This window comes from Synechococcus sp. PROS-9-1 (assembly GCF_014279775.1).
GTDB lineage: Bacteria > Cyanobacteriota > Cyanobacteriia > PCC-6307 > Cyanobiaceae > Synechococcus_C.
This window is the reverse complement of the sequence record NZ_CP047961.1, coordinates 1,410,445-1,435,544: the sequence shown is the minus strand read 5'-3', so window position 1 is coordinate 1,435,544 and position 25,100 is coordinate 1,410,445. Positions and strand designations below refer to the sequence as shown.

20 protein-coding genes are annotated in these 25,100 nt (G+C 54.9%); 9 read left to right on the top strand and 11 right to left on the bottom strand.

What is annotated here, in order from left to right:
* Positions 1-72: 72 nt before the first annotated feature.
* The 5 genes from SynPROS91_RS07675 to SynPROS91_RS07655 are packed head-to-tail and all read left to right on the top strand — an operon-like array spanning position 73 to position 7,736.
* Positions 73-4,494: a translocation/assembly module TamB domain-containing protein gene (locus tag SynPROS91_RS07675; protein ID WP_186515898.1), complete on the top strand. Its 4,422-nt coding sequence runs from the start codon at positions 73-75 to the stop codon at positions 4,492-4,494.
* Positions 4,495-4,497: 3 nt separating this feature from the next.
* Positions 4,498-5,388: an ROK family protein gene (locus SynPROS91_RS07670; protein ID WP_186515897.1), complete on the top strand. Its 891-nt coding sequence runs from the start codon at positions 4,498-4,500 to the stop codon at positions 5,386-5,388.
* Between the two features lie 40 nt (positions 5,389-5,428).
* Positions 5,429-6,751, top strand: coding sequence for a glutamate-5-semialdehyde dehydrogenase (locus tag SynPROS91_RS07665; RefSeq protein WP_186515896.1), 1,323 nt, complete (start codon positions 5,429-5,431; stop codon positions 6,749-6,751).
* 5 nt (positions 6,752-6,756) lie between these two features.
* Positions 6,757-7,131, top strand: a complete 375-nt coding sequence (locus SynPROS91_RS07660; protein ID WP_186515895.1) for a dihydroneopterin aldolase — start codon at positions 6,757-6,759, stop codon at positions 7,129-7,131.
* On the top strand, positions 7,131-7,736 hold the full coding sequence (locus SynPROS91_RS07655) for a triacylglycerol lipase (RefSeq protein ID WP_186515894.1): 606 nt from the start codon (positions 7,131-7,133) through the stop codon (positions 7,734-7,736). The genes SynPROS91_RS07660 and SynPROS91_RS07655 overlap by 1 nt, the downstream gene beginning before the upstream one ends.
* 225 nt (positions 7,737-7,961) lie before the next feature.
* Here SynPROS91_RS07655 and SynPROS91_RS07650 read toward each other — a convergent pair whose 3' ends face one another.
* The 6 genes from SynPROS91_RS07650 to thrS all read right to left on the bottom strand — a co-directional run bounded on the left by SynPROS91_RS07650 (position 7,962) and on the right by thrS (position 16,087).
* The gene (locus SynPROS91_RS07650; protein WP_186515893.1) at positions 7,962-10,079 is read right to left on the bottom strand and encodes a M3 family metallopeptidase; all 2,118 of its coding nucleotides are present in this window, start codon (positions 10,077-10,079) and stop codon (positions 7,962-7,964) included.
* A gap of 5 nt (positions 10,080-10,084) precedes the next feature.
* Complete coding sequence (locus SynPROS91_RS07645) at positions 10,085-11,656, bottom strand: NAD(P)H-quinone oxidoreductase subunit 4 (RefSeq protein WP_186515892.1); 1,572 nt, start codon at positions 11,654-11,656, stop codon at positions 10,085-10,087.
* Between the two features lie 56 nt (positions 11,657-11,712).
* On the bottom strand, positions 11,713-12,660 hold the full coding sequence (gene thrB, locus SynPROS91_RS07640; RefSeq protein WP_186515891.1) for a homoserine kinase: 948 nt from the start codon (positions 12,658-12,660) through the stop codon (positions 11,713-11,715).
* Between the two features lie 14 nt (positions 12,661-12,674).
* On the bottom strand, positions 12,675-13,748 hold the full coding sequence (glk, locus tag SynPROS91_RS07635; RefSeq protein WP_186515890.1) for a glucokinase: 1,074 nt from the start codon (positions 13,746-13,748) through the stop codon (positions 12,675-12,677).
* 78 nt (positions 13,749-13,826) lie between these two features.
* The gene (locus tag SynPROS91_RS07630) at positions 13,827-14,237 is read right to left on the bottom strand and encodes a DUF1824 family protein (RefSeq protein ID WP_186515889.1); all 411 of its coding nucleotides are present in this window, start codon (positions 14,235-14,237) and stop codon (positions 13,827-13,829) included.
* Entirely contained in the window at positions 14,237-16,087 is a 1,851-nt protein-coding gene (gene thrS, locus SynPROS91_RS07625) for a threonine--tRNA ligase (protein ID WP_186515888.1), read from the bottom strand. The genes SynPROS91_RS07630 and thrS overlap by 1 nt, the downstream gene beginning before the upstream one ends.
* Before the next feature lie 25 nt (positions 16,088-16,112).
* Here thrS and SynPROS91_RS07620 point away from each other — a divergent pair, with 25 nt between their 5' ends.
* On the top strand, positions 16,113-16,430 hold the full coding sequence (locus SynPROS91_RS07620; protein ID WP_186515887.1) for a DUF2605 family protein: 318 nt from the start codon (positions 16,113-16,115) through the stop codon (positions 16,428-16,430).
* Here SynPROS91_RS07620 and SynPROS91_RS07615 read toward each other — a convergent pair.
* The 4 genes from SynPROS91_RS07615 to SynPROS91_RS07600 all read right to left on the bottom strand — a co-directional run bounded on the left by SynPROS91_RS07615 (position 16,427) and on the right by SynPROS91_RS07600 (position 19,880).
* Complete coding sequence (locus SynPROS91_RS07615) at positions 16,427-17,101, bottom strand: glycoside hydrolase family 104 protein (RefSeq protein WP_186515886.1); 675 nt, start codon at positions 17,099-17,101, stop codon at positions 16,427-16,429. The genes SynPROS91_RS07620 and SynPROS91_RS07615 overlap by 4 nt on opposite strands.
* A gap of 246 nt (positions 17,102-17,347) precedes the next feature.
* Positions 17,348-18,358: a tryptophan--tRNA ligase gene (trpS, locus tag SynPROS91_RS07610; RefSeq protein WP_186515885.1), complete on the bottom strand. Its 1,011-nt coding sequence runs from the start codon at positions 18,356-18,358 to the stop codon at positions 17,348-17,350.
* A 3-nt stretch (positions 18,359-18,361) separates the two neighbouring features.
* Positions 18,362-18,898 (bottom strand): hypothetical protein, encoded by a 537-nt coding sequence (locus SynPROS91_RS07605; RefSeq protein WP_186515884.1) that lies wholly within the window; start codon positions 18,896-18,898, stop codon positions 18,362-18,364.
* Positions 18,899-18,974: 76 nt separating this feature from the next.
* The gene (locus SynPROS91_RS07600) at positions 18,975-19,880 is read right to left on the bottom strand and encodes a cation diffusion facilitator family transporter (protein ID WP_186515883.1); all 906 of its coding nucleotides are present in this window, start codon (positions 19,878-19,880) and stop codon (positions 18,975-18,977) included.
* A gap of 159 nt (positions 19,881-20,039) precedes the next feature.
* On the opposite strand from SynPROS91_RS07600, the gene SynPROS91_RS07595 reads away from it, so the two are divergent.
* The gene (locus tag SynPROS91_RS07595; protein WP_186515882.1) at positions 20,040-21,380 is read left to right on the top strand and encodes a YcjF family protein; all 1,341 of its coding nucleotides are present in this window, start codon (positions 20,040-20,042) and stop codon (positions 21,378-21,380) included.
* Between the two features lie 163 nt (positions 21,381-21,543).
* The gene (gene psbA, locus SynPROS91_RS07590; RefSeq protein ID WP_186515881.1) at positions 21,544-22,620 is read left to right on the top strand and encodes a photosystem II q(b) protein; all 1,077 of its coding nucleotides are present in this window, start codon (positions 21,544-21,546) and stop codon (positions 22,618-22,620) included.
* A gap of 128 nt (positions 22,621-22,748) precedes the next feature.
* Here psbA (SynPROS91_RS07590) and SynPROS91_RS07585 read toward each other — a convergent pair whose 3' ends face one another.
* Positions 22,749-23,804, bottom strand: a complete 1,056-nt coding sequence (locus SynPROS91_RS07585; protein WP_186515880.1) for a metallophosphoesterase — start codon at positions 23,802-23,804, stop codon at positions 22,749-22,751.
* A 183-nt stretch (positions 23,805-23,987) separates the two neighbouring features.
* On the opposite strand from SynPROS91_RS07585, the gene psbA (SynPROS91_RS07580) reads away from it, so the two are divergent.
* Positions 23,988-25,067: a photosystem II q(b) protein gene (gene psbA / locus SynPROS91_RS07580; protein WP_006854385.1), complete on the top strand. Its 1,080-nt coding sequence runs from the start codon at positions 23,988-23,990 to the stop codon at positions 25,065-25,067.
* Positions 25,068-25,100: the final 33 nt, after the last annotated feature.

Sequence of the window (25,100 nt, the reverse complement as noted above, 5' to 3'; positions counted from 1 at the left end):
AATCTCCTCCCTATATTGCGTCGACCTTGGCTGGGATGACGCTCATCAATGGGGAGCACAGGCAAAAGCGCGATGGCTCCACGAGTGGTGATCTCTGGGCTTGGCCTCACAGTTGTTGCTGCTGCTGCCGTTTGGATCACTGCTGACCGATTAATTGCACGGGCGGTGAATGGCCTGCGTCCTTCCCTTGAACAGCAATTTTCAGTACCACTTGGGCATCCGATTGAGATCGGCCCTTATCGCGGTCTTGGTCTTGATGGAATTGGGATCGGACCGATCAAAATTCTTCCTGGAACGAAGGATGCCTCAACCCTTCGTGTCCAGAAACTCAGCTTGGGGATTGATCCTCTCTCCAGTATTCGCCATTTGCGGCTGGTGGTCGTAGCCCGACTGAAAGGGACCAACGTCTCCCTAAGCCGCAATCAGCAAGGGCAGTTTTGGGTGCCAGGCCCTCGGCCAAACGGTGAGTTTCTTCATCGAGTCGACCTGCGAGTGCGGCTGATCGATCCAGCTCAAATTCGTGTTGAGCCATCCGACCTTCAACTCTCTTTGGCGGGAGCTACCCGTCTCCGTCTCAATGAGAAATGGGCTGATGGTGCTTTTCAAATTGGTCTCCCCGATCGAGGCTCGGTGAAGGTGAGAGGGAGGGCTCACTGGGATCGTCCTGAATTTCTGCTCACGACGCGTCTGAAGCGGATTCGCCTGGACCGCTTGCAAGGGTTGCTTCCGATGGCGCAGCCCATCCAACTGAGGGGCCAAGTAGGTGGTGATCTCAGTTTCGAATGGAATCGAGGTCAGACCAGCTGTGGTGGTGGACTTTCCATCGTGGGCTTGAGGGCCAGCGGTAAGCCGCTTCAGCACACGCTTGCATCGCGACAGCTGCGCCTCCACTGTGATGTGGATCGACTCACGATTCCCCGCAGTCAGTGGCGGTATGGCCCTTATAGGGCCAGTTTGGGCGGTCGCTTTGATCTGAATCAGCGCTTTGATTTAAGCGCCACCCTGAAGGAGCTGAATCAGGACAATCAGTTGGCTCTGAGCCTTGATGGTGACTGGTCTCAGCCCCGTTTCAAACTTTCAGGGCGATGGCGATTTCCCGAGGCCAACGTGCTGGATCAACCCGTTGCGATTGATCTGCAGGTGCGTGGAGATGGGCGCCGCCCGAAGGCATGGAAAGCCAGGCTCGAAACATTGGCTTTAGAGGCTCCAGGTGTATCGGTTAAGGCGCAGGGTGCCTTGTATCCGCTACTGGATATCAAGACGAAGCAGCTTCAACTGGTGGGGAGTGCCTGGAAGGGACTCCCTTTGATTCCTGAGCTGTTGGGGACCAAAGCCTCTCTCAATGGAGAGTTGCGTCTGTTAGGCCCCAGCCTGTCGCCTCAACTTCAGTTGGCGCTCCACCAGGACAGCAATCCTTTGCTTGAACGTTGGTCTCTTCAGGCCGATTGGTCCTCAGATCAGGGCTTATTGAGTCTGAATCGCTTCAGCAGCCCTCAGCTCAATGCAGATGCTGTATTGCCCCTTCAAATCGGGAAGGGTGGGCTGAAGTTTGGCGCGTTGCAATCCAATGTGCGCTTACGGGCCTATCCGCTCAGCAGGATCGGTTCTCTTCTTGGCACGACGATGGACGGCACGATTGCGGCCCATGGGGAGGTTCGTGGTCCTCTTCAGTCGTTGCAGCCTGATCTTCAGATCGAAGTCCATAGCCCTCGTGCGGGAGCTATTCGCCTTATTGAACGTTGGAAAGGCCGTTTAAAAGGACGACCTGGTGGTGGTGGTCAGCTCCAGATGGCATCCGTTGGAGCTTTGATTCCTGGCTCCTTGGAGGCTCAAATCGGGGACAATTGGTTGCCAGAAAGCTTTCGCTTACAGCGCAGGAACGGTGAGCTTCAGATCAGTGGTAGCCCTGCCCTTTACCGCTGGACAGCAAAAGACCTGAGTGTGGATGGTTTTGAGTTGGTCTTGCCTCCAAAACCGCGATGGGAAGGGGTATATGGCCGTTTAAGTGGTTCGGGTGATTTGAGCTTGGGGCCTTGGAGCATGTCGGCCGATCTGAAGCTTGCGCAACCGGGATTGCTGGGGATTCAGTTGCGCCAAGCTCTGATCACTGCCAAGTACAAAAATGATCGGTATGACATCAGCGGCGAGCTGTTGCCTCGTGATAGCGGGCAGATCACTTTTGAGGCTGATGGATATCGCAATGCTGGACTGAACGCCAACCTTCAGGCCCGTGGCTTGAGTGCGCGCTGGCTAACAGCCAGTGCGCTCAGCCTCCCACAGCTGACCCAGGCTCTGCCCCCGTATCAGGGCGATGCCACTGACCTAGGCACCTTGTTGGTCAACACCTTTGGTGGATCTCTGGATGGTCAGTTGAGGGCCCTTAGGGGATCGCAATTGGCACTAGCGGATGCCCGTCGTGATCGCAGAGAGAAAAAAGCGTTTCATCCTGAAGATCTAAGCGGTCAAGTCGACGCTGTTGTTGATGTTCAGGGGCCAAGTTTTAATCGCCTCGAGGTGGATCTCACCGCGCGAGGTCATCTTTGGATCGATGGTGAAGACGAAGATCTTGCCCTGCAGGTGAAACCGTTCATCGCTGAGCTCAAGGGGCCCCTGCATGCCGGAGAAGGCAGCTTCTCTTTGGCACATTTGCCGTTCAGCCTTCTTGCACTGGTGGCACCTGTGCCACCAGCCTTACAAGGGGCTTTGGGGCTTTCGGGCAGCTATCGCTTGGGTCAGGGGTCACCAAAACTGACGACGGAGCTGGTGCTGGAGGAGGCCCGTGTGGGTCAGGAGCCGATTGCACTCGATCGTGGTCAGGTTTTGCTTGCTAATGAGTCGTTGCAGCTTGATTTGGCTTTGCGGGCAGAGGGTGCTGATGAGCCGCTGACGTTGATTGGGCAAGTCCCCCTGACGCCCGAGCGACCCTTGGATGTCAGGGTTGAAAGTCATGGTGATGGTCTTCACTTCCTGGCTGGATTGTCAAGAGATGTGGTCGCTTGGAGTCAGGGAAATACTGATCTCAGGTTGTTAATTGGCGGCAGCCTTCTGGCCCCTGAGGCCAATGGATTCATCGTGATGAATGATGGCGAATTTGTTGTTCAGAACCAAATTATTAGCAAGGTCAAAAGTTCCATTTTGTTCGATTTCGATCGCCTTGAGGTGCAGGAATTTAAGGGGCGAATTGGTCGCTCAGGAACCATTCAGGCCAGTGGAGCACTGAAGTTGTTTAATCCTGCGCCGGAGGAGGTGCCGCTGGCGATCACTGTTGAGCAGGCTCGAATCAAGGTGCCCACCGCTGATGTAGCAGTTGCTGCTGATCTTCTCGTGAGAGGAGCACTTGTGAGTCCCGATTTCCAAGGGAATCTTCAGTTGAGTGAAGGGGCGATTACTCCGAACCGATCTCTGTTCAGAAGATCAAAAACCAGTAATGCAGATAGTGCTAAGAAGGGCAATCAGGTGGATCCTGCCAGCTCTTTCATCTCAGCTAATGCTTTGCTTGAAGAAGATTGGAATTTTAAAGCCCCACTTGTTTCGCTCGGACCCAATGTTGAGGAAAATCCAAATAAGAGTTTTAAGACATCTCTACCCAATTTGCCATTCATTACTTTTGACGACTTTCGGGTGCGGTTTGGACCTGATTTGAAAGTCCAAGTCAAATCTTTAACTACTTTGCCTGATTTAGCCAATTTCACCACAGCAGGATCAATCTCTCTTAATGGTCCTCTGGATCCAAATATTGAGCTAAGAGGTGTATTGCAGTTGCTTACAGGGCGTATTTGGCTGTTCACGAGCAACTTTAATTTGGATCGTAAAGCTCCGAATGTGGCTGTCTTCACTCCTTCGCAGGGTCTGATCCCTTATATGGATATTGCAATGAAGACCAGGGTCTCAGATAGTGTCAACCTTGGTTTTGGGAGTAATCCTTCAAACACAACCGTTTTTGATACCAATGGCACAGGCACTCTTGGCGCTGGAGGTGAATTGCGTTTGGTGAAAGTGATGCTTCAAGCCGAAGGTCCAGCTAATCGTCTCTCTAATGGCATTCGTTTAAGAAGCTCGCCTCCAATGTCGCAGCCCCAGTTGCTTGGCTTAATCGGTGGTAACTCGTTAGCCGGACTCTCTGGCGCAGGTGCAGGCACTGCTCTAGCAGCGGTGCTTGGCCAATCTCTGCTTTCACCGGTGTTGGGAACATTCACCGATGCTTTTCAACAGAGGCTTCAATTCGCTCTCTATCCCACTTATGTCACGCCTGCAGTGGATGACAATAGTGAGCGAGTTTCAGGTCGTGTTCCGCCACAAATGGCAGTTTTGACTGATTTTGGAGTGAACATTACGGACCGCTTTGATTTATCTATTCTAGCTGCACCTAATCGCAATGATATTCCTCCTCAGGGAAGCCTTAGTTACCAAATAGATCAAAATCTAAGCATTTCTGGGGCTGTTGATTCCCAAGGTACTTGGCAAAGCCAACTGCAGCTTTTCTTCCGGTTCTAAGTGATGTATCCCTCGGAAGTGATCGGAGTTGATTTGGGTGGAACGGCGATCAAGCTGGGTCGTTTCTCAGCAGACGGCTTTCTTCTTCAGAAGCAGCAGATACAAACCCCTCAGCCAGCAACACCAGGTGCTGTTTGTATCGCCTTGGTCGAAGCGATTGAAGCTTTGGATCCCGATCACCGCGCCTTGCTCGTTGGGATCGGTTTGCCCGGTCCGATGGATGTGAGGGCGCGTGTGGCAAGAGTTTGTATCAACTTGCCTGGTTGGGAGGAGGTGCCTCTTGCTGATTGGTTGGAGCCTCGTCTTCAGCGACGAGTCACCCTGGCCAATGACGGTAACTGTGCCTTGGTGGGCGAGGCGTGGAAGGGGGCGGCGCAGGGTTATTCCGATGTGGTCATGCTCACTCTTGGTACTGGTGTGGGCGGAGGCGTGATGCTTTCCGGCCGTTTATTCACGGGTCACAACGGGGCCGCGGCTGAACCGGGTCTGATTGGTCTCGATCCCAACGGACCTTCCTGCAACAGCGGTAATGGCGGCAGCCTTGAGCAATTTGCCAACATTTCGGCGCTGAGGCGACTGTGGGATGGAGATCCGGCTGAGTTGGCAGCCTTGGCTGGGAATGGCGATGCCGACGCGCAAGCTGTGTGGTCCTGTTACGGGACCACACTCGGTGTAGGGATCAGCTCTTTGGTGTACATGTTCACGCCAGAAATGGTTCTGCTTGGTGGCGGAATATCTGGAGCTGCCTCTCATTTCCTTCCTTCGCTGCGCAAGGAAATTCAGCAACGGGTCCAGGCCGTGAGTCGTGAAGGGCTGCGCATTGAAGCTTGTGCCCTAGGGAATGGAGCAGGTCGTCTTGGGGCTGCACGACTGGCCATCGAACGCTTGACGTGAGGCGAAACGAGATGATGAAGCAAAGAACAAGCGCGCGACGATGACCAGTCAGGGTGTGCCCGAACCATCAGCAGATCTGTTGCTCCTGGCTACAGCGGTTCGGCGTGCTGCTGTTGGCTTGGGACAGAGCTCAAATCAACAGCGCCAACAGGCGCTTTTGTCGATGGCTTCCTCACTTGAGACCCATGCTGATCGCATTGTTGCCGCAAATGCAGACGATCTCGCACAGGCCTCCGCTGATGGTTTAGCCCCTGCCTTGGTTGCACGTCTCAAATTGGATGCGGGCAAGCTGGCCGGAGCCATTGATGGCGTTCGTCAATTGTCGGCACTGGATGACCCTCTGGGTGCCAGGCAGTTGCATCGCGAGCTTGCCGATGGCTTGGTCTTGGAGCGCGTCACGGTCCCTCTCGGGGTTTTAGGGGTGATTTTTGAGGCGAGGCCTGACGCTGTGATCCAAATCGCGGCACTGGCGATTCGTTCAGGCAACGGCGCAATCCTGAAGGGTGGCAGCGAGGCCAAGTGCACCAATCACGCTGTGATGCAGTCGTTAAAAGAGGGCCTCGATGGCACATCGGTGTCTGCAGATGCCTTGGATTTACTAACAACCCGAGCGGAGAGCTTGGCTCTGCTCCGGCTCGATGGTCTTGTGGACTTGATTATTCCTCGGGGTAGCAACGAGCTGGTCCGTTTCATCCAGGACAACACCCGAATTCCGGTCCTTGGCCATGCCGATGGTGTTTGCCATTTTTATGTGGATGAGGAGGTCGATTGTGCGCAGGCTTTGCGCATTGCGATCGATAGCAAGACCCAATACCCGGCGGCTTGCAATGCAATTGAGACGCTCCTGGTTCATCAGACGATTGCGCCAACCTTTCTAAAAAAGGCTGTTCCAGCCTTCAAAGATGCTGGTGTGTGCTTGCGCGGCGATGAGGCGAGTAGAGGCTTAGGGGTGGAGCAGGTCGCCACCAGTGATGATTGGAGCCAGGAATATCTAGATCTCGTGCTTGCTGTACGAGTGGTGAAGGATTTCGACGAAGCCCTCGAACATATAAGGAGGTATGGCTCACGCCATACCGAGGCCATTGCAACGCTGAATCAAGGCACTGCAGAACGGTTCTTGCGGGCAGTTGATAGCGCCGGTGTGTATCACAACTGCTCAACCCGCTTCGCTGATGGCTTTCGCTACGGCTTTGGTGCAGAGGTTGGCATTAGCACCCAGACCTTGCCGCCGCGTGGTCCTGTAGGGCTGGAAGGATTGGTGACCTATCGCTACCGATTGCGCGGTGAGGGGCATATCGCTGCTGATTTTGCTGAGGGGCGTGAACAGTTCAGCCATCGCGATCTACCCACCGCTACGAAGTAACTCCCGTGGATTTGATTCATATCCATGATCTGCGCCTCTGGGCTCATGTTGGAGTTCTGGACCATGAACGACGGGATGGCCAATGGTTTCAACTCGACATCACGTTGGGTTTAGATCTGAGTGAATCGGCGACGTCCGATGATCTCAGCGCGACCGCCGATTACAGCCTGGCAGTGCTGGCGCTTCAAATGTTGGTGAGTGAGCTGAGTTGCCTCACCATTGAGCGTTTCAGTGAGGAGGTCTTTGAGGTGTTGGAACGTCTCTATGGCCCCTTGCCAATGCATCTGGTCTTGCAAAAGTGCCGCCCTCCTATTCCTGGTTTTACAGGCACGGTTGCCATTGAGCGCCGGCGTAATTGGTCAGATCAGCAGGGTTTTTGATGCAACCTGAAGCTGCCACCCGACCCCTTGTTTTGGTGCACGGCCTTCTCGATACGCCCCGGTTGTTCTCTCGCCTGGAGCGTCGTCTTGAAGGACAACATCGTTCAGTCTTTTCTCCTCATTTGCCTCATCGATTCGGTGCGATTCCGTTACGCAAGCTCGCTCAGCAGCTGGATGGCCTGATTCAAGAACGTTGGGGACCGAAGACGCCGATTGACCTTCTTGGCTTTTCAATGGGTGGGGTGATTGCTCGGACTTGGCTGCAAGAGTTGGGAGGCGCCAAGCGAACGCATCGGTTCATTAGTGTTGGCAGCCCTCACCAGGGAACGTTCACAGCACAGTGCCTTCCTGGCTGGTTGTTTGCCGGTTTGGCAGACATGAAGCGCGGTAGTCCCCTGCTGTGCTCCTTGAATCGCGATTACGCCGAGTTGCAGGCTGTGGAGTGCCTGAGCTTCTTCTGCTATTGGGATCTCATGGTGTGCCCTGGGTGGCAAGCCGTGCTTCCAATCGGGAAGAGCACAGCTGTGCCCGTCTGGACGCATCAGCAATTGATGTCACATCCCAAATCGCTCGATCTGTTGATCGAATCACTGCTTGTTGATTGAGCGAATACATCCAGGAGTAGGGGACTCCTCAGGTCCTCTCAACTGTTCCGGCAGTGATGCAGGCTCCTGGCGCCGTCACGATAAACATGGCGACGTCTTTCAGGAGCTCCGCAAGACAATCTCTACGGCTTATCCCTTTCTTCAAACTGCAGCTCTGATCGAGCGGATTGAGCGGGGGTCCAGCTAGAACTCAGCGCAAGCAGGTCATGGTCCATATCTGCAAGCTCAACGACCGGCTGCTGCCAGTCCAGAATGGCGAATTAATGCATCAGTGCTGGCCGTTCGACCCCTGAAGGATTTGTAGACATCAGCTGGACGCTGACTTCCTCCGAGGCTGAGAACCGTGTTGCGGAAGCGTTGACCGGTGGCTTGTACGTCCGCTTCTCGATCGAGTCCAACTTCCTCGAAAGCGGCAAAAGCATCGGCGCTTAAGACCTCTGCCCACTTGTAAGAGTAATAACCAGCGGAGTATCCACCAGCAAAAATATGGCCGAAGGCGCAAAGGAATCGATCTTCCGGGATCGGTGGCAATACGGTTGTGTTGTTTGCAATCGAGCGTCTGAATGCATCAGGGGATTGACCAAGCTCGGTTGTCCAAGTGCTGTGAAGACGTAAATCGGTCAAAGCGAAATGAACCTGGCGGAGCGTTCCGCATCCCTGCATGAAGGTGCGGCTGTTGCGCAGTTTGTTGTAGTCCTCTTCAGGCAATGGTTCCCCTGTTTTCCAATGACGGGCCATTCCCATCAGGGTCTGGTGATCAAGGCACCAATTCTCCATGAACTGACTGGGAAGCTCGACCGCGTCCCATTCCACATTGTTGATTCCGGCGGCTTGAGGATGTTCCACCGTGGTGAGCATGTGTTGAAGCCCATGGCCAAACTCATGAAAGAGGGTCTCCACCTCTTCGAAACTCATCAGGCTTGGGACGTCTCCAGCAGGTGGGGTCTGGTTGCAAATCAGATAGGCCACAGGGTGGGTGAGCTCACCCTCAGAATTGCGAGACCGGTTTAGACATTCATCCATCCAGGCTCCACCTCGCTTGCTGGCCGGTCGGCTGAAGGGATCGAGATAAAAGGCTGCGAGGGGTTGGCCTTCTTGATCGTTGACTCTGAAAAAGCGCACATCCTGATGCCAGATCGGTGCTTCGCCATCAGCAGCTTCAATCTGGATGGAGAACAAGCGTTCGCAAAGATGGAAAAGGCCATCTAGTACTTGTGGAAGTGGAAACCATGGACGCAACTCCTCTTGATTGAGGTTGAACCGCTCTTGACGAAGTTTCTCCGCCCAGTAGCTCACATCCCAGGGGCTGAAATCATCCGCTTCTGTCGCACCATGATGACGAGCACAGTCCCTCAGTTCATCAATCTCTTGTTCCGCGACGGGCAGGGCTGCAACGCGAAGTTCTTCAAGAAGCTGTTCAACGGCTTGTACGTTGTCAGCCATTTTTGAGGCCAGGCTTCGTTCGGCCCAGTTTTGGTAGCCAAGGCGTGCAGCCTGATGGGTCCGTAGGTCGAGGATCTCCTCGATGAGAGGAGTGTTGTCGAGCTCTCCGGAGCTCGCTCGACTGACCTGTGCCCGGTAAACGGTTTCTCTCAGGTTGCGGTTGTCGGCATGGGTCAGGACGGGTAGGTATCTGGGCATATCGAGACCAAGACGCCAAGGCCCCTCCAAGGCTGTGGGATCTTGTCCATCGCGATGCAGATCTCCAGCGTCTTTGGCGGCGGCAGCCAAAGCCTGCAAGGCCCGTTCCGGTATGCCTCGGAGTTGGTCTACTTCATGCACCAGCAGGGTCCAGCCTTGGGTGGCATCGAGAACGTGATTGCTGAATCGGGTGGACAGTGAAGCGAGTTGTTCGCTGGCTTCGTTAAAGGACTCTTGGGACGCTCCGCTCAAGCCCACCCCTCGATGGCGCATCGACAACAGCTCGGCATCAAGGATCCGGATTTGGGTGGAGTCCAGCGGATGACTGGGGTTCCGTTGAAGGCTTTCCAGGGCCTGGTGGATCACTTGGCTCTGTCCAGCGCGGTTGCTAAAACGCACGACCTCCGGTTGTTGAGCCGCGTGGGCTTCGCGCAGCTCGGAGCTATTGCAGACGCCGTTGAGATGGCTCACCACCCCCCAGCTCCAGCGCAATCGTTCCCCAAGGTGGTGAAGTGGAGTCATCACCTCATCCCAGCTCAGCGGTGTGTTGTCAGATAGGCGTTGCTGAAGCGTGGATTCCAGCGTGCTGAGCTGTTCTCCCAAGTCCTGGATCAGTGCTGGGATATGAGCTTCTACCTGGGATGCATCGATGGCCTCGAAGCGCGGTAGGCCGGATCCGCGCAAGAGTTCTGGGTTGGTCATCGATGTCAGCCCGCCGGCAGCAGGGTTGTGAGAGCAACCAGGCTATGAGTGCCTAGATCACTGGCGAGAGCATTGGTGGCTGCTTCGTAGAAATCCATGGCGATACGGGGCCAAATTCCAATCACCAACGTTGGCACCATCAGGGTGAGCCCGATCACTAGTTCTCGTGGGCGCATGTCATCGATGAAGGCCAAAGCTGGGATTCGTGGGCCAAAGAACACTCGTCTGCACATGGAGAGGAGATACATCGGGGTAAGCACGAGCCCAATCGCTGCGATGGCAACCGTCGTGATGCGGAACAAGGTGGTGAAATTTTCCTGACTGGTTATGCCCAGAAAGATTGTGATTTCACTGATGAATCCGCTCATGCCAGGAAGGGCAAGGGAGGCCAGGGAGCTGGCAAGAAAGAATGCAAAGGTGATCGGTAGCACCTTCGCAAGTCCGCCCATGTTGGGAATGGACAGCGTTTTGGTGCGTTCGTAAAAACAGCCTGTCACGAAGAACATTGCTGCTGCGATCAGTCCGTGACTAATCATCTGGAGCATGGCGCCACTCAGGCTGAGGGCATCCACAGCACCGATGCCAAGCAACACAAAGCCCATATGGCTGACCGAGCTGCAGGCGATACGCCGTTTGACATTGTCTTGAGCGAAAGCGTTCAACGCTCCATAAATGATGTTGACGATGCCAAGAACGATGAGTGCTGGCGCAAGAACGAGATGCGCATCGGGGAGCATCTGAACGTTGAAGCGCAGCAAGGCATAACCGCCCATTTTCAACAGCACACCAGCCAGCAACATCGACACGGGAGCATTGGCCTCTCCATGGGCGTCTGGAAGCCAGGTGTGAAGTGGAAACATCGGTAACTTCACACCAAAGCCGATTAGGAAGCCGAGGTAACAGAGCAACCCAAAAGTTCCTCCTGGAGAACGTGCAGCGAGCTCAGTCAGGTTGAGCGTGAAGCTGTCTCCGGATAGGGCCAGGGCAAGGCCGCTAATGAGAATTAGAAGGGATGCGACAGCCGTGTAGAGGATGAATTTTGTGGCTGCGTATTGACGATTGCTTCCACCCCAGATCGCAATCAGGAGATAAACAGGAACGAGTTCCAGTTCCCAAGAGAGGAAGAACAGCAGAAAATCCTGGGAGAGAAAGACCAGTCCCTGAGCGGAGGCTTGAACCAGTAAAAGACCGAAGTACAAGTTGGTCTTGTGTTGAACGTTCCAGCTGGCGGCAACGGATAAAAGCGTGACTAGCCCACTGAGCACAACAAGTGGAGCTGACAGTCCATCGGCGCCGAGGGACCATTCCAAGCCGATCGATGGAACCCAGCTGACCCGTTCAACGAGCTGAAGACTGCTATCGCTGGGGTCGAAATGCTTACTAAAGACCACCAACATCAACACAAGGTCGATCAGAAGGACTCCGATGGCCAGATTTCGCGGCAAAGGTGATGGCTCTGTGTCATCACCTGGCAGCAATGGCATCAACAGAGCCATCGCCGCAGGAAGCAAAACGATGAGCGAGAGCCATGGGAACGCTGTCTGAGACGCAGCCGTCAGCGGCAAATTGGCGTCCATGGCATTCGCAAGATTGTGATTGAACTTATCAGCCCCAGGGGCCTTGATGAGTAATTCTACTCAGTATCTTTGGGGTGCCAGTGGCTCCCAGCCGTCTGAAGGCTAAGCAGTGGAGCGCGACTAGCGACGCCAGCCGCTTCCCAAGCCTTGACCATGGCATGGCTCACGGTTTGCCCTTTCTCTTCTGAACACAGGGCCAAAATGCTTGGGCCTGCGCCGCTGATGGCACATCCCCAGGCTCCAGCCGCTAGCGCAGCCTCTTTGACTTCTTGCCCGCCTTTGATCAGCCTCCAGCGATAGGGCTCATGCAGGCGGTCATGCATACCGTCTGAGATCAAATCGCCGTTTCCAGTCCTTAGGCCCTGCAGCAGCAGGGTGAGGGCACCAAGATTGACCACTGCATCACCAATGGGGACCGATTTCGGCATGGCCCGTCTTGCTTCGCTGGTGCTGAGACGAATGGCTGGGATCGCAACGACTGCTTTGATGCTGTGCATCCATTCGCAACGCACCACTCGCCAGCGCTGAGAAGCAGCCTTTGCCGTCATGCATAGCCCCCCCAGGAGCGAAGGCACAACATTGTCTGGGTGTCCTTCGATATCGATTGCAAGCTCCAGCAGTTTTTCTCGACTGAGAGGCTCTCCCACTAAGGCATTGGCACCCACCAGTCCCGCCACGATGGCTGTGGCGCTGCTGCCTAGACCCCTCGCTGGAGGAACGGCTAGGCGCACTCGAGCTTCGATGGCTATGGGCTCTTGGCCGGCTGCTTTCCAGACCCGTTGCGCTGCTCGATACACGAGGTTGTCTGGCCCTCCCCGTAAATGAGACCCCTCCTGCCCTTCGATGATCAGTTCAAATCGCTCTCCATCGCCATCGATTCGACGCATGGTGAATCGGTTATTGAGATCCAGAGCAGCGCCTAGACAATCGAATCCTGGTCCAATGTTGGCGGTGGTTGCGGGAACATCCACTACCACTGTTTGGCCTATACGCGGCTGCGCCATCCCTGCGTTTCCACTCAGGCCAGTGTCCCACTCGACTCAGCTAGTTTCCGTGCTCTGCAAGCTGCACTGAACAGACCAGCTTCCGGATCGATCACAGCACGCACCGTCAAACCTTCCAAAAAAGGCTGAAAGCGCCCTTTCTGCCGCATGGCATTTAAAAAATGCATCGACTTCAAGCCATCTTGGTTTTTTTCGGCCGTTCCTCCACCGATCCAAAGCCCACCAGTGCACAATTCCTGTAAGGCCAAGTCACCTGCTGCTGCTCCGTAGGCACTGAGCCAAAGCGTCATCGCAGCGTTAGCAAGCTGGTCGCCTGCTTTGGCGAATTGGCATGTTGAAGCAGGGATATCGTGATAATCAGGATGGTCTGGTGTGTTGTATCTCCATGCCTTGGCCTTCTCTTGAAGTGGGTGCGTCGCGTTTTCAGACTGCTGAAGCATCCAGTGCATGACATGGCCCAATCCGGTTCCGCTTACAACTCTCTCCACGGAGATCCGCTCAAGGGATAGATCACGCTTGAGCCATTGCACAAGGGCCCATTCGTCGTTGCTACGTGGTGCGAACTCTCGATGACCACCCTCGCTGGGTAAAGCAATCCATCCTGTGTTGCTTGGAAGTCCCCGAGCCATTCCCAGCCCTGTTCCTGCTCCAAGAATGGCGACGGGACCCTGCTTGGCTTGGGTGACATCAGAATCGATTCCCGATCCGGTTTGAAGCGTGATCTGCTGGCTGTCACTGAAATGTGGAAGGCCGTAGATCAGAACAGCGAAATCATTAACGAGTTCGACCTGCTCTAAACCGGCCGATTGTTGCAGTGACTCTTGGCTGATACTCCATCCCAAATTGGTGAGTTCAGCAGCACGGTTCTTCACGGGGCCGGCGACGGCGAAACAGCTGGTTTGAGGTTTGGAGTTGGCGTCTGGGCGTGTTTGGAGGAAGTGCTTGAGCATGGAGTCCAGAGACGTCCATTCCGCCGACACGTAACGCTGGACATGCTCTTGTTTCAGCTTGCCGTTTTGATCGCTGTAGATCGCTAGGAGCGTTTTGGTGCCACCAAGATCACCGGCCAGGTAAGTCGTTGCCTGCATTGGATCGATCGGCGCATCTCAGCTCAAGGCTGATGGCTTTGATCGGAATCGACAAGTTTTGATGAGGCTCTGGAACGCTCAGTTATGAAAAAGGTCGAGAGGGAGGGGACCCCATGTAGGGCCTGACTGTGGACCTAATTGTTGAGACTCAGCTTGATGTCCGCTGATTAAAAAGCCTTCACCCAGCCCCGCCTCTGCTCGGATGCGAATGCAACCAGTCGATTGGTTGGCCTTTAGGAAGACCCCGCTGTCAATGGGTGTTTCGTCCTCGAGCTGCATGGCAGGCCAACCCATCGCCAGCTCAAGGTCGCGAAGACAGATCATCGCGTCAGTGGATGAGGGGGCCATGATGCCAACTGTGAACCAGGCGAACTTATTCATCTCAGCGATGAGCTCGCTTTTGAGACCCTTCCGCTCGCTCGAACTCAGCTGAGGGGCACTGAGTAATCGATTGAGATCGGCCAGAGCCGTGATCGCTGGGTCGCTCATTACCCGATGCCCCCATTGTCGGCAAAACAAAGTGAGGCGTGCCGTTCTTGGTTGGCCGATTGTGCCGCTGTGATTAGACGCTCCTTTGCGATCACACCAAGGTCGCCATCGCGGCGGCTGCGCAGGCTCGCAGCGCCCTGATCAGCTTCTTTGGCTCCAATAACAGCCAACACTGGGATTTTCATCTGTTCTCCCGTGCGGATCAGCTTCCCAAGTCGGTCTCCGCTGCGATCAATGCTGGCGCGAATACCAGCTGCTTTGAGCTTGTTTTGAAGCTCTTCTGCGTAACCCAGTACTTCATCGGTCACAGGCAGCAACCGGATCTGTTCTGGGGCGAGCCAAAACGGAAAATCTCCCGCATAGTTTTCGGTCATGATTCCGAAAAATCGTTCCAGTGAACCGAAAATCGCTCGGTGAATCATGATCGGGCGCTGTTTGCTTCCATCAGCTGCGATGTAATCCAGTCCGAAACGCTCAGGCAAGTTGAAATCGAGCTGGATGGTTGAGCACTGCCACATTCGACCAATCGCATCCTCGATTTTCAGGTCGATCTTGGGTCCGTAAAAGGCTCCGCCACCCTCATCAATTTTGTAGTCCCAGCCCTTGCGCTCTAAGGCTTCGATCAGGCCTTTGGTGGCGAGCTCCCAGACAGCGTCATCGCCGATGGCTTTGTCTGGTTTTGTTGAAAGGTTGATCTCGTAGTTGCTGAAATCGAATGTCGACAGAATCCGTTCTGTGAGATTCAGGATTTGCAAGATTTCATCACTGATTTGTTCTGGTAGGCAAAACACGTGGGCGTCGTCTTGGGTGAAGCCCCGCACTCTCATCAGCCCATGCATCACCCCAGGTCGCTCGTAGCGGTAAACGGTTCCTAGTTCCGCCCATCTAATGGGGAGTTCCCTATAGCTGCGAAGTTTGCTGGCGTAGGTCAGAACGTGGAACGGACAGTTCATCGGCTTGAGCTGGTATTGCCTCTCATCCACCTCCATGGGGCCGAACATGCTCTCTGCATAGAAGTCGAGGTGTCCTGAAGTCTTCCAGAGGCTGATGTCCGCAACGTGGGGGGTGTAAAGCAGCTCGTACTCCCCTTCAAAGTGCGCTTGCCTCCAGAAGTCTTCAATCAGAAGACGCATGCGTGCGCCCCGGGGATGCCAGAACACAAGCCCGGCGCCCGCTTCGTCTTCGATGGAGAACAGATCGAGGTCTTTGCCGAGGCGGCGATGGTCACGACGGAGTGCTTCTTCTTTGCGGCGTCTGTGCTCTGCCAGTTGATCGGCGGTCTCCCACGCAGTGCCATAGATGCGCTGCAGCTGAGCCTTGGTTTCGTCACCACGCCAGTAAGCACCTGCCACACTTTCGAGCTCAAATGCTTTTGGATTGAGTTCGCTTGTGTTGGCCACATGAGGACCAGCACAGAGATCCCACCACTGATCCCCCAGGGTGTAAAGCGTGATTGGCTCGACCAGTCTCTCGAGAATTTCCAGTTTGTAGGGTTCGTTTTGAGCCTTGATTCGACGTTCTGCTTCGTCTCGACTGACTTCAATGCGCTCTAACGGGAGCTTGCGGCCAATGATTTTTCCCATCTCCTTCTTGATCGCCTTGAGATCAGCTTCCGTAAAGGGTTCCGGATTGTCGAAGTCGTAATAAAACCCTGTTTCAGTCCAGGGACCAATGGTCACTTGGGCAGTGGGAAACAGCTTCTGGACGGCCATGGCCATCACGTGGCTCATCGAGTGGCGAATCTTCAGCAGGCTTTCGCTGTTGCTGGTCTTGGGCAGAACCACAGGCGCGATCGTGGCTGGGGTGGTTGCTGCGACGCTGCTCACCGTTTCCTGTTCAGGGCCCGCCATCCTATGGGTGTGAGTTGAACAGACAATGAATCAAGAGGCGGACGCTCTGCTCGAGTCGTTGTTGGACTCGTTGCTCAATGACTTCAACCACTGCTTCAAGCGTGGGCAGGAGCTTTTAGCGGCTTGCCCGGATTCAGTCATGCCCCTGGACGAACGCGAAGCGATGGGAGTTCGAATTGATGAGGGCCTTAAGGCCATTGCTGCCACAAGAGCCCTTGTGAATGCCACCCCTACGGCAATGGCCATCTCGATGGAGGCGATGACTCCTTGGCACCAGCTCGTGATCGAGGTTTGGGGGCTCTCAGCCCGTGTGACGGAAGCGAATAGGAAAAATTCGCTTTAGGCGCCCTGACGGAGCGTCTGAAGGTTTTTTGAATAAAAGCTTGCTAGCTCAGCATGGCTTTTGACGGGTTGACCGTAGGCACTGAGTCCTGAGTGGGTGGGAAAAGAAGCCCATTCCGGGGCGAGGCTATTCATTGCTTTTGCCGTTAAACCTTTCTGGTCCACCTCATGGAGAGCTCCGCGTCTCTTGACCAGATGAAGAGCCGCTTGGTCTTGGTGGTCTGGAGAGAAACTGGGCAAGTTCAAACGACCTGAAACCTCTTGCCAGGTGGTGGGCAAAAATTGATATGCCCCGGCCGCGGCACTGACGTAACGCTTCACGACCACCCTTTCTGGATGTTTGGAGAGATCTTCAAATTGTCCACCTCCATAGAGGGTGCGATACCCAAGGTCGTGACCGTCCTTCCAAGTCCCTTCAGCAAAGCGAATGGTGTTGAGCAGGGCGCGTCGTTCGTGAGTGATCGTGTATGGAGATGCTTTTTGGTCCGTCTTGACGTCTTGTTGGAGGGCTGATGCCACCTGTTCTGCTTGGTTAAGCCTTTCGCTGGAGCGTTCAGAATGAATGCTGTGTGCAAGGCCGAGTAGCAGCCCCATGCTGACAACACCGATGCCGCTGGCTTGACTGAAAGCCGGTAAGACGGCGCGGGGCAGCTTGGCGAAGGAGCTCAGCAAAAGGTGACGTTCTGTAATAGGACTGCCACCTTCGTAGGGATGGGAAGCCTTTGGCGAGTCCTTTGCTACCGGCCTTGACGAGTGCGTATCAGCTGTGCATAAGCAGAAACACTCAATCAATCCCTGCTCGAGACTCGCGAGACGCGCCGTTTTAGCTGGTTCTTAGTTGCATTTCTCGGGACTGGGGTCAAGTCTTCTCAGGAAGCCTTAAGTATTAGAGAATCTTTTCAAAGAGCTGCCGAATGATTAGGCCGTCAGGAAGCCCATGGCCTTGCGTACACGATCCACGGTGGCTATTGCTACGGCTTCAGCCCGCTCACGGCCTTGATTCAGCACCTTCTCTAGCTCGGCCCGATCATCCATGAGCTCGTTGTATCGGCTTTGAATCGGCTCTAGAGCGCTCACGGCGGCCTCTGCCAGCAGAGGCTTAAACGTTCCCCATCCCATCGCTGCACATTCCTCTGCAGCGGCTGATCGGCCCTTGCCGCTTAGCAGGGCGTAGAGGCCAAGGAGGTTGTCGGTTTCCGGTCGATCCGGGTTGCTGAACTCAAGACCCATTTGAGGATCTGTTTTGGCCCGCTTGATCTTCTTCGTGATCAGTGCAGGTGGGTCAAGCAGGGTGATCCGACTGTTGTCGTTCGGATCGCTTTTGCTCATTTTGTTGCGGCCATCCGTCAGGCTCATCACCCTTGCTCCTTCGCGCATGATCAATGGCTTGGGAACCTGCAGGAGCGGTTGATCCTCTGAGCCGAAGCGAGCGTTGATGCGTTGTTGGGCGATGTCGCGCGCTAACTCCAGATGTTGTTTCTGATCTTCCCCAACAGGCACAAGGTCTGCGTCATAGAGAAGGATGTCGGCGGCCATCAGCACTGGGTAGTCAAGAAGGCCTACAGAGACGTTGTCGCCTTGCTTCACTGCTTTTTCTTTGAACTGAATCATGCGCTCCAGCCAGTTCAAGGGAGTCACGCAGTTCAGAAGCCAGCACAGTTCGCTGTGAGCTTTGACATGGCTTTGGACAAAGACGGTGGATTGATCTGGGTCGAGACCGCAGGCCAGGTAGAGGGCTGCGGTGCTGAGGGTGTTCTCCGCTAAACGATTTGGGTCGTGCGGAACGGTGACGGCATGCAGATCAACGACACAAAAGAATGTGTCGTTGTCGTGCTGCAGATCAACCCAATTACGAATGGCGCCCAACCAGTTGCCCAAATGAAGTGCACCTGTTGGTTGAACGCCGGAGAGAACCCTCGGCCGCCCCATCGATCAGGCTCCTGTCTCGGTGTTCTCTTCACTCGCTTGCGTGGCCGTCCCATCGCTAGCGCTGGTGTCTGCAGGAGCTTCTGTCTCTGGTGCAGGCTCTGACTCCGCTGCAGGCTCTGGCTCCGCTGCAGGCTCTGGCTCCGCTGCAGGCTCTGGATCAGGGGCCGGAGGTTGGGGTTTGGCTGGCCGTGCAAAAGGATCAGGACGAGGTGTTCGATTCCGTTCCCCCCGATTGCCTTCTCCACGTCCGTCCTCGGATCGCCGCCCGCCGCCTTGGGCTTGCTGCTGAGCGACGAGCTCAGTCAATTTGCCGTCCTCCAGCATTTGAGCAAGAGTGCGAACGGCAAAACCCAGCACTGCAACTGTTGAACGCAGATTGAAAGCCTCTTGAAGGGCTCTCACCGCACGCATTTCGTTTTCACTGAGTCGAATACGAAATCCGCCCCCCTCTTTGTTGCCGGAATTGCGGCCGCCACGGGAGCCGCCGCCGCCCTCACCTTGTCTGCCCTGTTGACGGGAATCGCTGTTGGAATCAGTCATGGCCCGAGGCCTGGAATCAGGGGCAAGTGTGACGCATCATCGAACTCCAAGTGGCGTCCTTTCTTGATCTCCGTTTTTAACCGTGGGTTCCACGGAAGGTGATCACTTGTTCTGCATAGTCCCGTGGCTCGAGATGGATGGTGCAACGAACGGGTCCGAAGCGGGCTTCCAGGCGCTCTTCAACCCGCTCAGTGATCTGATGCGCCGCAATCAGATCATCGACATCCACCACCATGTGCATGTCGATGAAGACCTGTTGGCCCAGGATCCCTCTGCTGGCGATGTCGTGGCAATTGACGACTCCGGGTACAGCCAACGCCTGCTCGTTGATGGCTTCGGGTGCAATCGCAATGTGATCAACAAGCCAGGGGAGGTTGTCGCGTAAAACCTGCCAGCAGACACGAATCAGAAGCACGGCAAGGGGCATGGCAAGCGCGACGTCCAGCCAGCTGATCTTGAGCAGCCAGGCCCCTGTCAGACCCACGAGCACGATCACGGTGGTCCAGATGTCACTGGTGGTGTGATGAGCATCGGCTAGAAGCAGAGGACTGTTTAATCGGCGCCCCTCACGTCGCTCGTAGCTGGCGAGCAAAAGATTGAAGACGAGCACCAGGAGCAGAAGCAAAAGCTCCGTTTCATTAATTCGCAGTTCAGGCAACCCCTCAGCGAGTCTTTCGCTTGAGGTGATCAGGATTTCGATTGCTGTGAAGAAGATGAAGCCGGCGACCGCAAGAGCTCCAATCCCTTCGTATTTGTGATGGCCGTAGGGATGATCACGGTCTGGCTTGGGATCCGAGAGCCCATTGGTGATCAGTCCCGTCAAGCTTGAAAGGGCGTCGGTTGCGCTGTGCATCGCGTCAGCAACCACTGCCAGTGACCCACTTGCCAGTCCCACCAACATCTTCAGCAACGTCATGGCCACGTTGATGGTGAGGGCCACCATTAGGACCCGTTTGACCTCATGGCGACGATCGCGGGCCATCGATGTCAGGCACAGGTCTCCTTACCATATAAATACTTCGCTCTTAGGTCTCGTTGTGTGGACGGAGTGGGCGCTGCCAGTTTTCATACATGCGCAATTGCTGGTCCTGACTAGACAGGTTGAGCTAAGAAAGCCTCAAGTTATGGATTTGTTGTGCTGATGCCGGTTCCATCAATCAGCACCATCAAGCTGATTCCATCCATCGCAGGGAAGCTTGCTTTGGCTGGAGGGACCCTGGCATTTGGGAGTTGGCTGTTCAGTGACCTTGTTCACCTTCCCGGTGGAGGCGCAGGCTTCCTCGTCTTGGGGGCTGGCATCTGGTGGGTGTCCCGTCCTGCTCGGCCTGCTCAATTTTCAGAGCCGTCCTCAATCCCAGGTTGGATCCGTCGTTGTGAGACGGTGCTGGCGCAGTTCACTGAGCTGGAGCTGTCGTTAGGTCTCGATGGTTTGCGTCGTCCTCGCGAACAGGAGCTTGAGCTGTTGAAAGCTCAACATGCACCTCTCAGTGTGGGTGTGGTCATTAGTGAGGGCGGGACCCATCCGAGCAGTTCAGACCTTCACACCGCTTTGGAGGGAGCCAATTCACTTGAGCTGTGCATTGCCAAGCCGTTGCCAGTCGTTTCTGATGCCTGGAGCTGGCCTCAGGAGCTTGAGCAGCTTGATGTGATCTTGTACGGACTTCCAATGCCTCTCAGGGCAGCTGATCTTTTACGGCTGGAACAGTTGCCAACTGATCGTCCTGCGTGGTTGCTCATCAAGGATGCTGTCCAAGACTCGCGCGAAGCACGACAGGAAGCCTTGAGCTGTCAGTTACCCAAGCCATGGTGCGATCGATTGTTGTTCTGGAGCGGAGAGTCCGCTGATCTGCGGCGGGGCTTGCTTCCTGTACGACGGCATTTCGCTCAGCCTTCTCGGAGCCGCGAGATCACCAAGCAACGCTTGTTGACCTCGCTTCATCGCCGCTGGCAAGCAGAGCTAGAGCAGCTGCGTCGTGAGCGATTCCGCTCCCTGCTTCAACGGAGTCAGTGGATTGTGGCGGGTGTGGTGATTGCCTCCCCTGTTCCAAGCGTTGATCTACTTGCTGTGGCTGTGGTGAACGGTTTGATGGTGAAGGAAATGGCTCAAATCTGGGGGTGTTCCTGGAGCTCTGAGGTGTTGCAGGTGGTGGCGCGCCAATTGGGGACCGCAGCCCTTGGGCAGGGGGTTGTGGAGTGGAGTGGTCAAGCGTTGCTTGGCATGGCAAAACTTGACGGTGGTACCTGGTTGGCTGCAGGGATGCTCCAAGGCCTGAGCGCTGCCTATCTCACGCGGGTTGTGGGAGCGTCAATGGCTGATTGGATGGCCCTCAATGCCGGAGTGGCCCAGCCTGATCTCGACGATCTCAAGCGACAGGCCCCACTGTTGGTGGCGAAGGCGGCGGAGCGTGAACGATTGAATCTTCCCGGTTTTGCCGATCAGGCCCGGGATTGGCTGAAGACTCAGAGATACGCCGGCGCTTGACATAACTTCATGAATGGTTCATGAAGTTGTCATGAAAAATGTTGTCGAGATGATGAGATCCGTTTGTTTCTCTTGAATTGTGGAGGCCTGTTCATCATCCTGAGCACGATCATTTGCCCTCTTTTGAGGATGGATTGATCGATCCCGTTCTTATTTTCATCTCATGGCAACTGCCGTTCGTAGCGGTCGCTTAAGCAGCTGGCAAAGTTTTTGTCAGTGGGTCACAGATACCAACAACCGTATTTATATCGGTTGGTTCGGTGTGCTGATGATCCCTTGTCTGCTTGCCGCGACCACTTGCTTCATCGTCGCTTTCATCGCCGCCCCTCCGGTTGATATCGACGGCATCCGCGAGCCTGTCGCTGGCTCCTTGCTTTATGGCAACAACATCATCTCTGGTGCTGTTGTTCCTTCCAGCAACGCCATTGGCTTGCACTTCTACCCAATCTGGGATGCTGCCTCACTCGACGAGTGGCTCTACAACGGCGGCACCTATCAGCTGGTTGTGTTCCACTTCCTGATCGGCATTTCGGCCTATATGGGCCGTCAGTGGGAACTCTCCTACCGCTTGGGCATGCGCCCTTGGATCTGTGTTGCATACAGCGCTCCGCTGTCTGCAGCCATGGCTGTTTTCCTGGTCTACCCCTTCGGTCAGGGTTCGTTCTCTGATGGCATGCCTTTGGGCATCTCTGGAACCTTCAACTTCATGTTGGTGTTCCAGGCTGAGCACAACATCCTGATGCACCCCTTCCACATGCTTGGAGTGGCTGGTGTCTTCGGTGGTTCACTGTTCTCCGCCATGCATGGTTCATTGGTGACCTCCTCCTTGGTTCGTGAAACAACCGAGAATGAGTCGCACAACTACGGCTATAAGTTCGGCCAAGAAGAAGAGACGTACAACATCGTGGCTGCTCACGGCTACTTCGGTCGCCTGATCTTCCAATACGCCTCCTTCAACAACAGCCGTAGCCTTCACTTCTTGTTGGGAGCTTGGCCTGTTGTTGGCATTTGGTTTACGTCCATGGGCGTGTCAACCATGGCCTTCAACTTGAACGGCTTCAACTTCAACCAGTCGATCCTTGATAGTCAGGGCCGCGTCCTGAACACCTGGGCTGACTTGGTGAACCGTGCCGGTCTCGGCATGGAAGTGATGCACGAGCGCAACGCTCATAACTTCCCTCTCGACCTGGCAACTGTTGAGTCCACACCTGTGGCTCTTCAGGCACCTGCAATCGGTTGATCTGGAAATCATCCAAAGTTCAGATCAACTGAACTAGAAAGCTCCCGCCGAAAGGTGGGGGCTTTTTTGTTGTGATGGCTCAGTGAGAACTTCAAGAAGATGCAATGTGTTCACGTCAGGGAGCGTCTTTAGGAGCCATAGGACCAGTTGGTGTTTCGCCGATTCAAGCTTGGAAACGATTTTGCGCTCAACTGCTTTGGTAGGGAGTCAAGGCTGATGGTCTTCAATGTTTTCAAGCTGAATGTGGTTTCACGAACAGCCTTTGTGGCTTGAAAAAGATCAAGCAGTGTGAGGCTCGGATCAGATGTGCGTTGCGTTCCTAGTAACCGACGAGGTCCGTTTCCCATGGCACCAAGACTGAGCAGGCGCTGTCCCTTGAGTTCGCCCGGATACCAGGCATGGTGATGTCCTGAGAGATAGAGGTCTACCTGATGACGTTGCATTAAATCGGTGAGGTGCATGGCGTCTGCGATGCACTCGCCGGCACGATCTCGACCAACACTGATGGCGGTCAGTGGGAGATGTCCCATCACCACACAGCAATCGTCTGGAGATCTGGACTCTGAGGCAAGTGCTTGCTCAAGCCAGCGCCGTTGACCTCGATCAACATTGGCGGAAGAGGCATCAATCACGACTATGAACAAGCCAGGTTGTTTAACGCTGAACTGGAAGGGATAGTGCTTCGCGTCGATGAACTCGAGCCCAAGCCGGTTCTTCTGACGTTCCCAAAAGGTCTTTGCCTGATGGCGTTCTCTTGCAAAAACGTACCGAGAGGCCGTTGTTTGACTGGATGCGTCGTGATTGCCCATGGTTGGGATTATTCCAATCCCTTGCTGAAGGAGGGGATTGAGAATCGTGGATTGGAAGCTGCTCCACATCGCTTCAAGTTGAGAATCCGTCAGGCTGATCTTCTGGCCGGCCACCATGTCCCCTGCGCAAAGCACCAGATCTGGTTTCAGTTCAGACAGCAGATCAAGTCCTGTTGCCACGCTTGGGCTGTATCGGGTTGACCCATAAGGTCCGTTGAGATCACTGATCAAGGCCAGGCGAAGATCTCCTCGCTCTGAGAGGGCCGTTGATTCAAACGTTTTTGGGTTGGACGCTGCTTGAACGGCATGAATCAAGCCCCGACTCACTGCCGTGGTTGCTAACAGCTTCAGAAATAAGCGTCGACTTGTTTGCATCCTCTTAATGCTATTAGCGCCAGCAATAAGGCCAATGATCAGCTGAGCTAATCGTTGGGATCAGGAGGGCTCACGGCGGAGATCGTGTTAGCAGCGCAATCTTCCGTTACATTGCCTGTGTCGGGTTAACCGACCTTCCTTATTCGCCACCGGGATTCATCCCAAAGGCTCTTTTCCGTTCTCATGACTACCACCATCCAGCAGCGCTCCGGCGCTAACGGCTGGCAGCAGTTCTGTGAGTGGGTCACCTCCACCAACAACCGTCTTTATGTCGGTTGGTTCGGTGTTCTGATGATCCCCACACTGCTTGCCGCTACCACTTGCTTCATCGTTGCTTTTATCGCCGCACCTCCGGTTGATATCGACGGCATCCGCGAGCCTGTTGCAGGTTCACTGATGTATGGCAACAACATCATCTCTGGTGCTGTTGTTCCTTCCAGCAACGCTATTGGCTTGCACTTCTACCCAATCTGGGAAGCTGCCTCACTCGACGAGTGGCTCTACAACGGCGGTCCTTTCCAACTGGTTGTTTTCCACTTCCTGATCGGCATCTACGCCTATATGGGACGTGAGTGGGAACTTTCCTACCGCTTGGGCATGCGCCCTTGGATCTGTGTTGCATACAGCGCACCTGTTGCTGCTGCATCTGCAGTGTTCCTGGTCTACCCCTTCGGTCAGGGTTCGTTCTCTGACGCCATGCCTTTGGGCATCTCTGGAACCTTCAACTACATGTTGGTCTTCCAGGCTGAGCACAACATCCTGATGCACCCCTTCCACATGCTTGGAGTGGCTGGTGTCTTCGGTGGTTCACTGTTCTCCGCCATGCACGGTTCATTGGTGACCTCCTCCTTGGTTCGTGAAACAACCGAGACCGAGTCCCAGAACTACGGCTATAAGTTCGGCCAAGAAGAAGAGACGTACAACATCGTGGCTGCTCACGGCTACTTCGGTCGCCTGATCTTCCAATACGCCTCCTTCAACAACAGCCGTAGCCTTCACTTCTTCCTTGCAGCCTGGCCTGTTGTCGGCATCTGGTTCACCGCTCTTGGCGTGTCAACCATGGCCTTCAACTTGAACGGCTTCAACTTCAACCAGTCGATCCTTGATGGTCAGGGCCGCGTCCTGAACACCTGGGCCGATGTTCTTAACAGAGCTGGACTTGGCATGGAAGTGATGCACGAGCGCAACGCTCATAACTTCCCTCTCGACCTGGCTGCTGCTGAGTCCACACCTGTGGCTCTTCAGGCACCTGCAATCGGTTGATCTGGAAATCATCCAAAGTTCAGATCAACTGAA

What these genes read in the sequence shown, in the direction of transcription:
- SynPROS91_RS07675 (WP_186515898.1), top strand. Translation starts at nt 73, where the DNA reads ATGGCTCCACGAGTGGTGATCTCTGGGCTTGGCCTCACAGTTGTTGCT.
- SynPROS91_RS07670 (WP_186515897.1), top strand. Translation starts at nt 4,498, where the DNA reads ATGTATCCCTCGGAAGTGATCGGAGTTGATTTGGGTGGAACGGCGATC.
- SynPROS91_RS07665 (WP_186515896.1), top strand. Translation starts at nt 5,429, where the DNA reads ATGACCAGTCAGGGTGTGCCCGAACCATCAGCAGATCTGTTGCTCCTG.
- SynPROS91_RS07655 (WP_186515894.1), top strand. Translation starts at nt 7,131, where the DNA reads ATGCAACCTGAAGCTGCCACCCGACCCCTTGTTTTGGTGCACGGCCTT.
- SynPROS91_RS07650 (WP_186515893.1), bottom strand. Translation starts at nt 10,079, where the DNA reads ATGACCAACCCAGAACTCTTGCGCGGATCCGGCCTACCGCGCTTCGAG.
- SynPROS91_RS07645 (WP_186515892.1), bottom strand. Translation starts at nt 11,656, where the DNA reads ATGGACGCCAATTTGCCGCTGACGGCTGCGTCTCAGACAGCGTTCCCA.
- thrB (WP_186515891.1), bottom strand. Translation starts at nt 12,660, where the DNA reads ATGGCGCAGCCGCGTATAGGCCAAACAGTGGTAGTGGATGTTCCCGCA.
- glk (WP_186515890.1), bottom strand. Translation starts at nt 13,748, where the DNA reads ATGCAGGCAACGACTTACCTGGCCGGTGATCTTGGTGGCACCAAAACG.
- SynPROS91_RS07630 (WP_186515889.1), bottom strand. Translation starts at nt 14,237, where the DNA reads ATGAGCGACCCAGCGATCACGGCTCTGGCCGATCTCAATCGATTACTC.
- thrS (WP_186515888.1), bottom strand. Translation starts at nt 16,087, where the DNA reads ATGGCGGGCCCTGAACAGGAAACGGTGAGCAGCGTCGCAGCAACCACC.
- SynPROS91_RS07620 (WP_186515887.1), top strand. Translation starts at nt 16,113, where the DNA reads ATGAATCAAGAGGCGGACGCTCTGCTCGAGTCGTTGTTGGACTCGTTG.
- trpS (WP_186515885.1), bottom strand. Translation starts at nt 18,358, where the DNA reads ATGGGGCGGCCGAGGGTTCTCTCCGGCGTTCAACCAACAGGTGCACTT.
- SynPROS91_RS07605 (WP_186515884.1), bottom strand. Translation starts at nt 18,898, where the DNA reads ATGACTGATTCCAACAGCGATTCCCGTCAACAGGGCAGACAAGGTGAG.
- SynPROS91_RS07600 (WP_186515883.1), bottom strand. Translation starts at nt 19,880, where the DNA reads ATGGCCCGCGATCGTCGCCATGAGGTCAAACGGGTCCTAATGGTGGCC.
- SynPROS91_RS07595 (WP_186515882.1), top strand. Translation starts at nt 20,040, where the DNA reads ATGCCGGTTCCATCAATCAGCACCATCAAGCTGATTCCATCCATCGCA.
- psbA (WP_186515881.1), top strand. Translation starts at nt 21,544, where the DNA reads ATGGCAACTGCCGTTCGTAGCGGTCGCTTAAGCAGCTGGCAAAGTTTT.
- SynPROS91_RS07585 (WP_186515880.1), bottom strand. Translation starts at nt 23,804, where the DNA reads ATGCAAACAAGTCGACGCTTATTTCTGAAGCTGTTAGCAACCACGGCA.
- psbA (WP_006854385.1), top strand. Translation starts at nt 23,988, where the DNA reads ATGACTACCACCATCCAGCAGCGCTCCGGCGCTAACGGCTGGCAGCAG.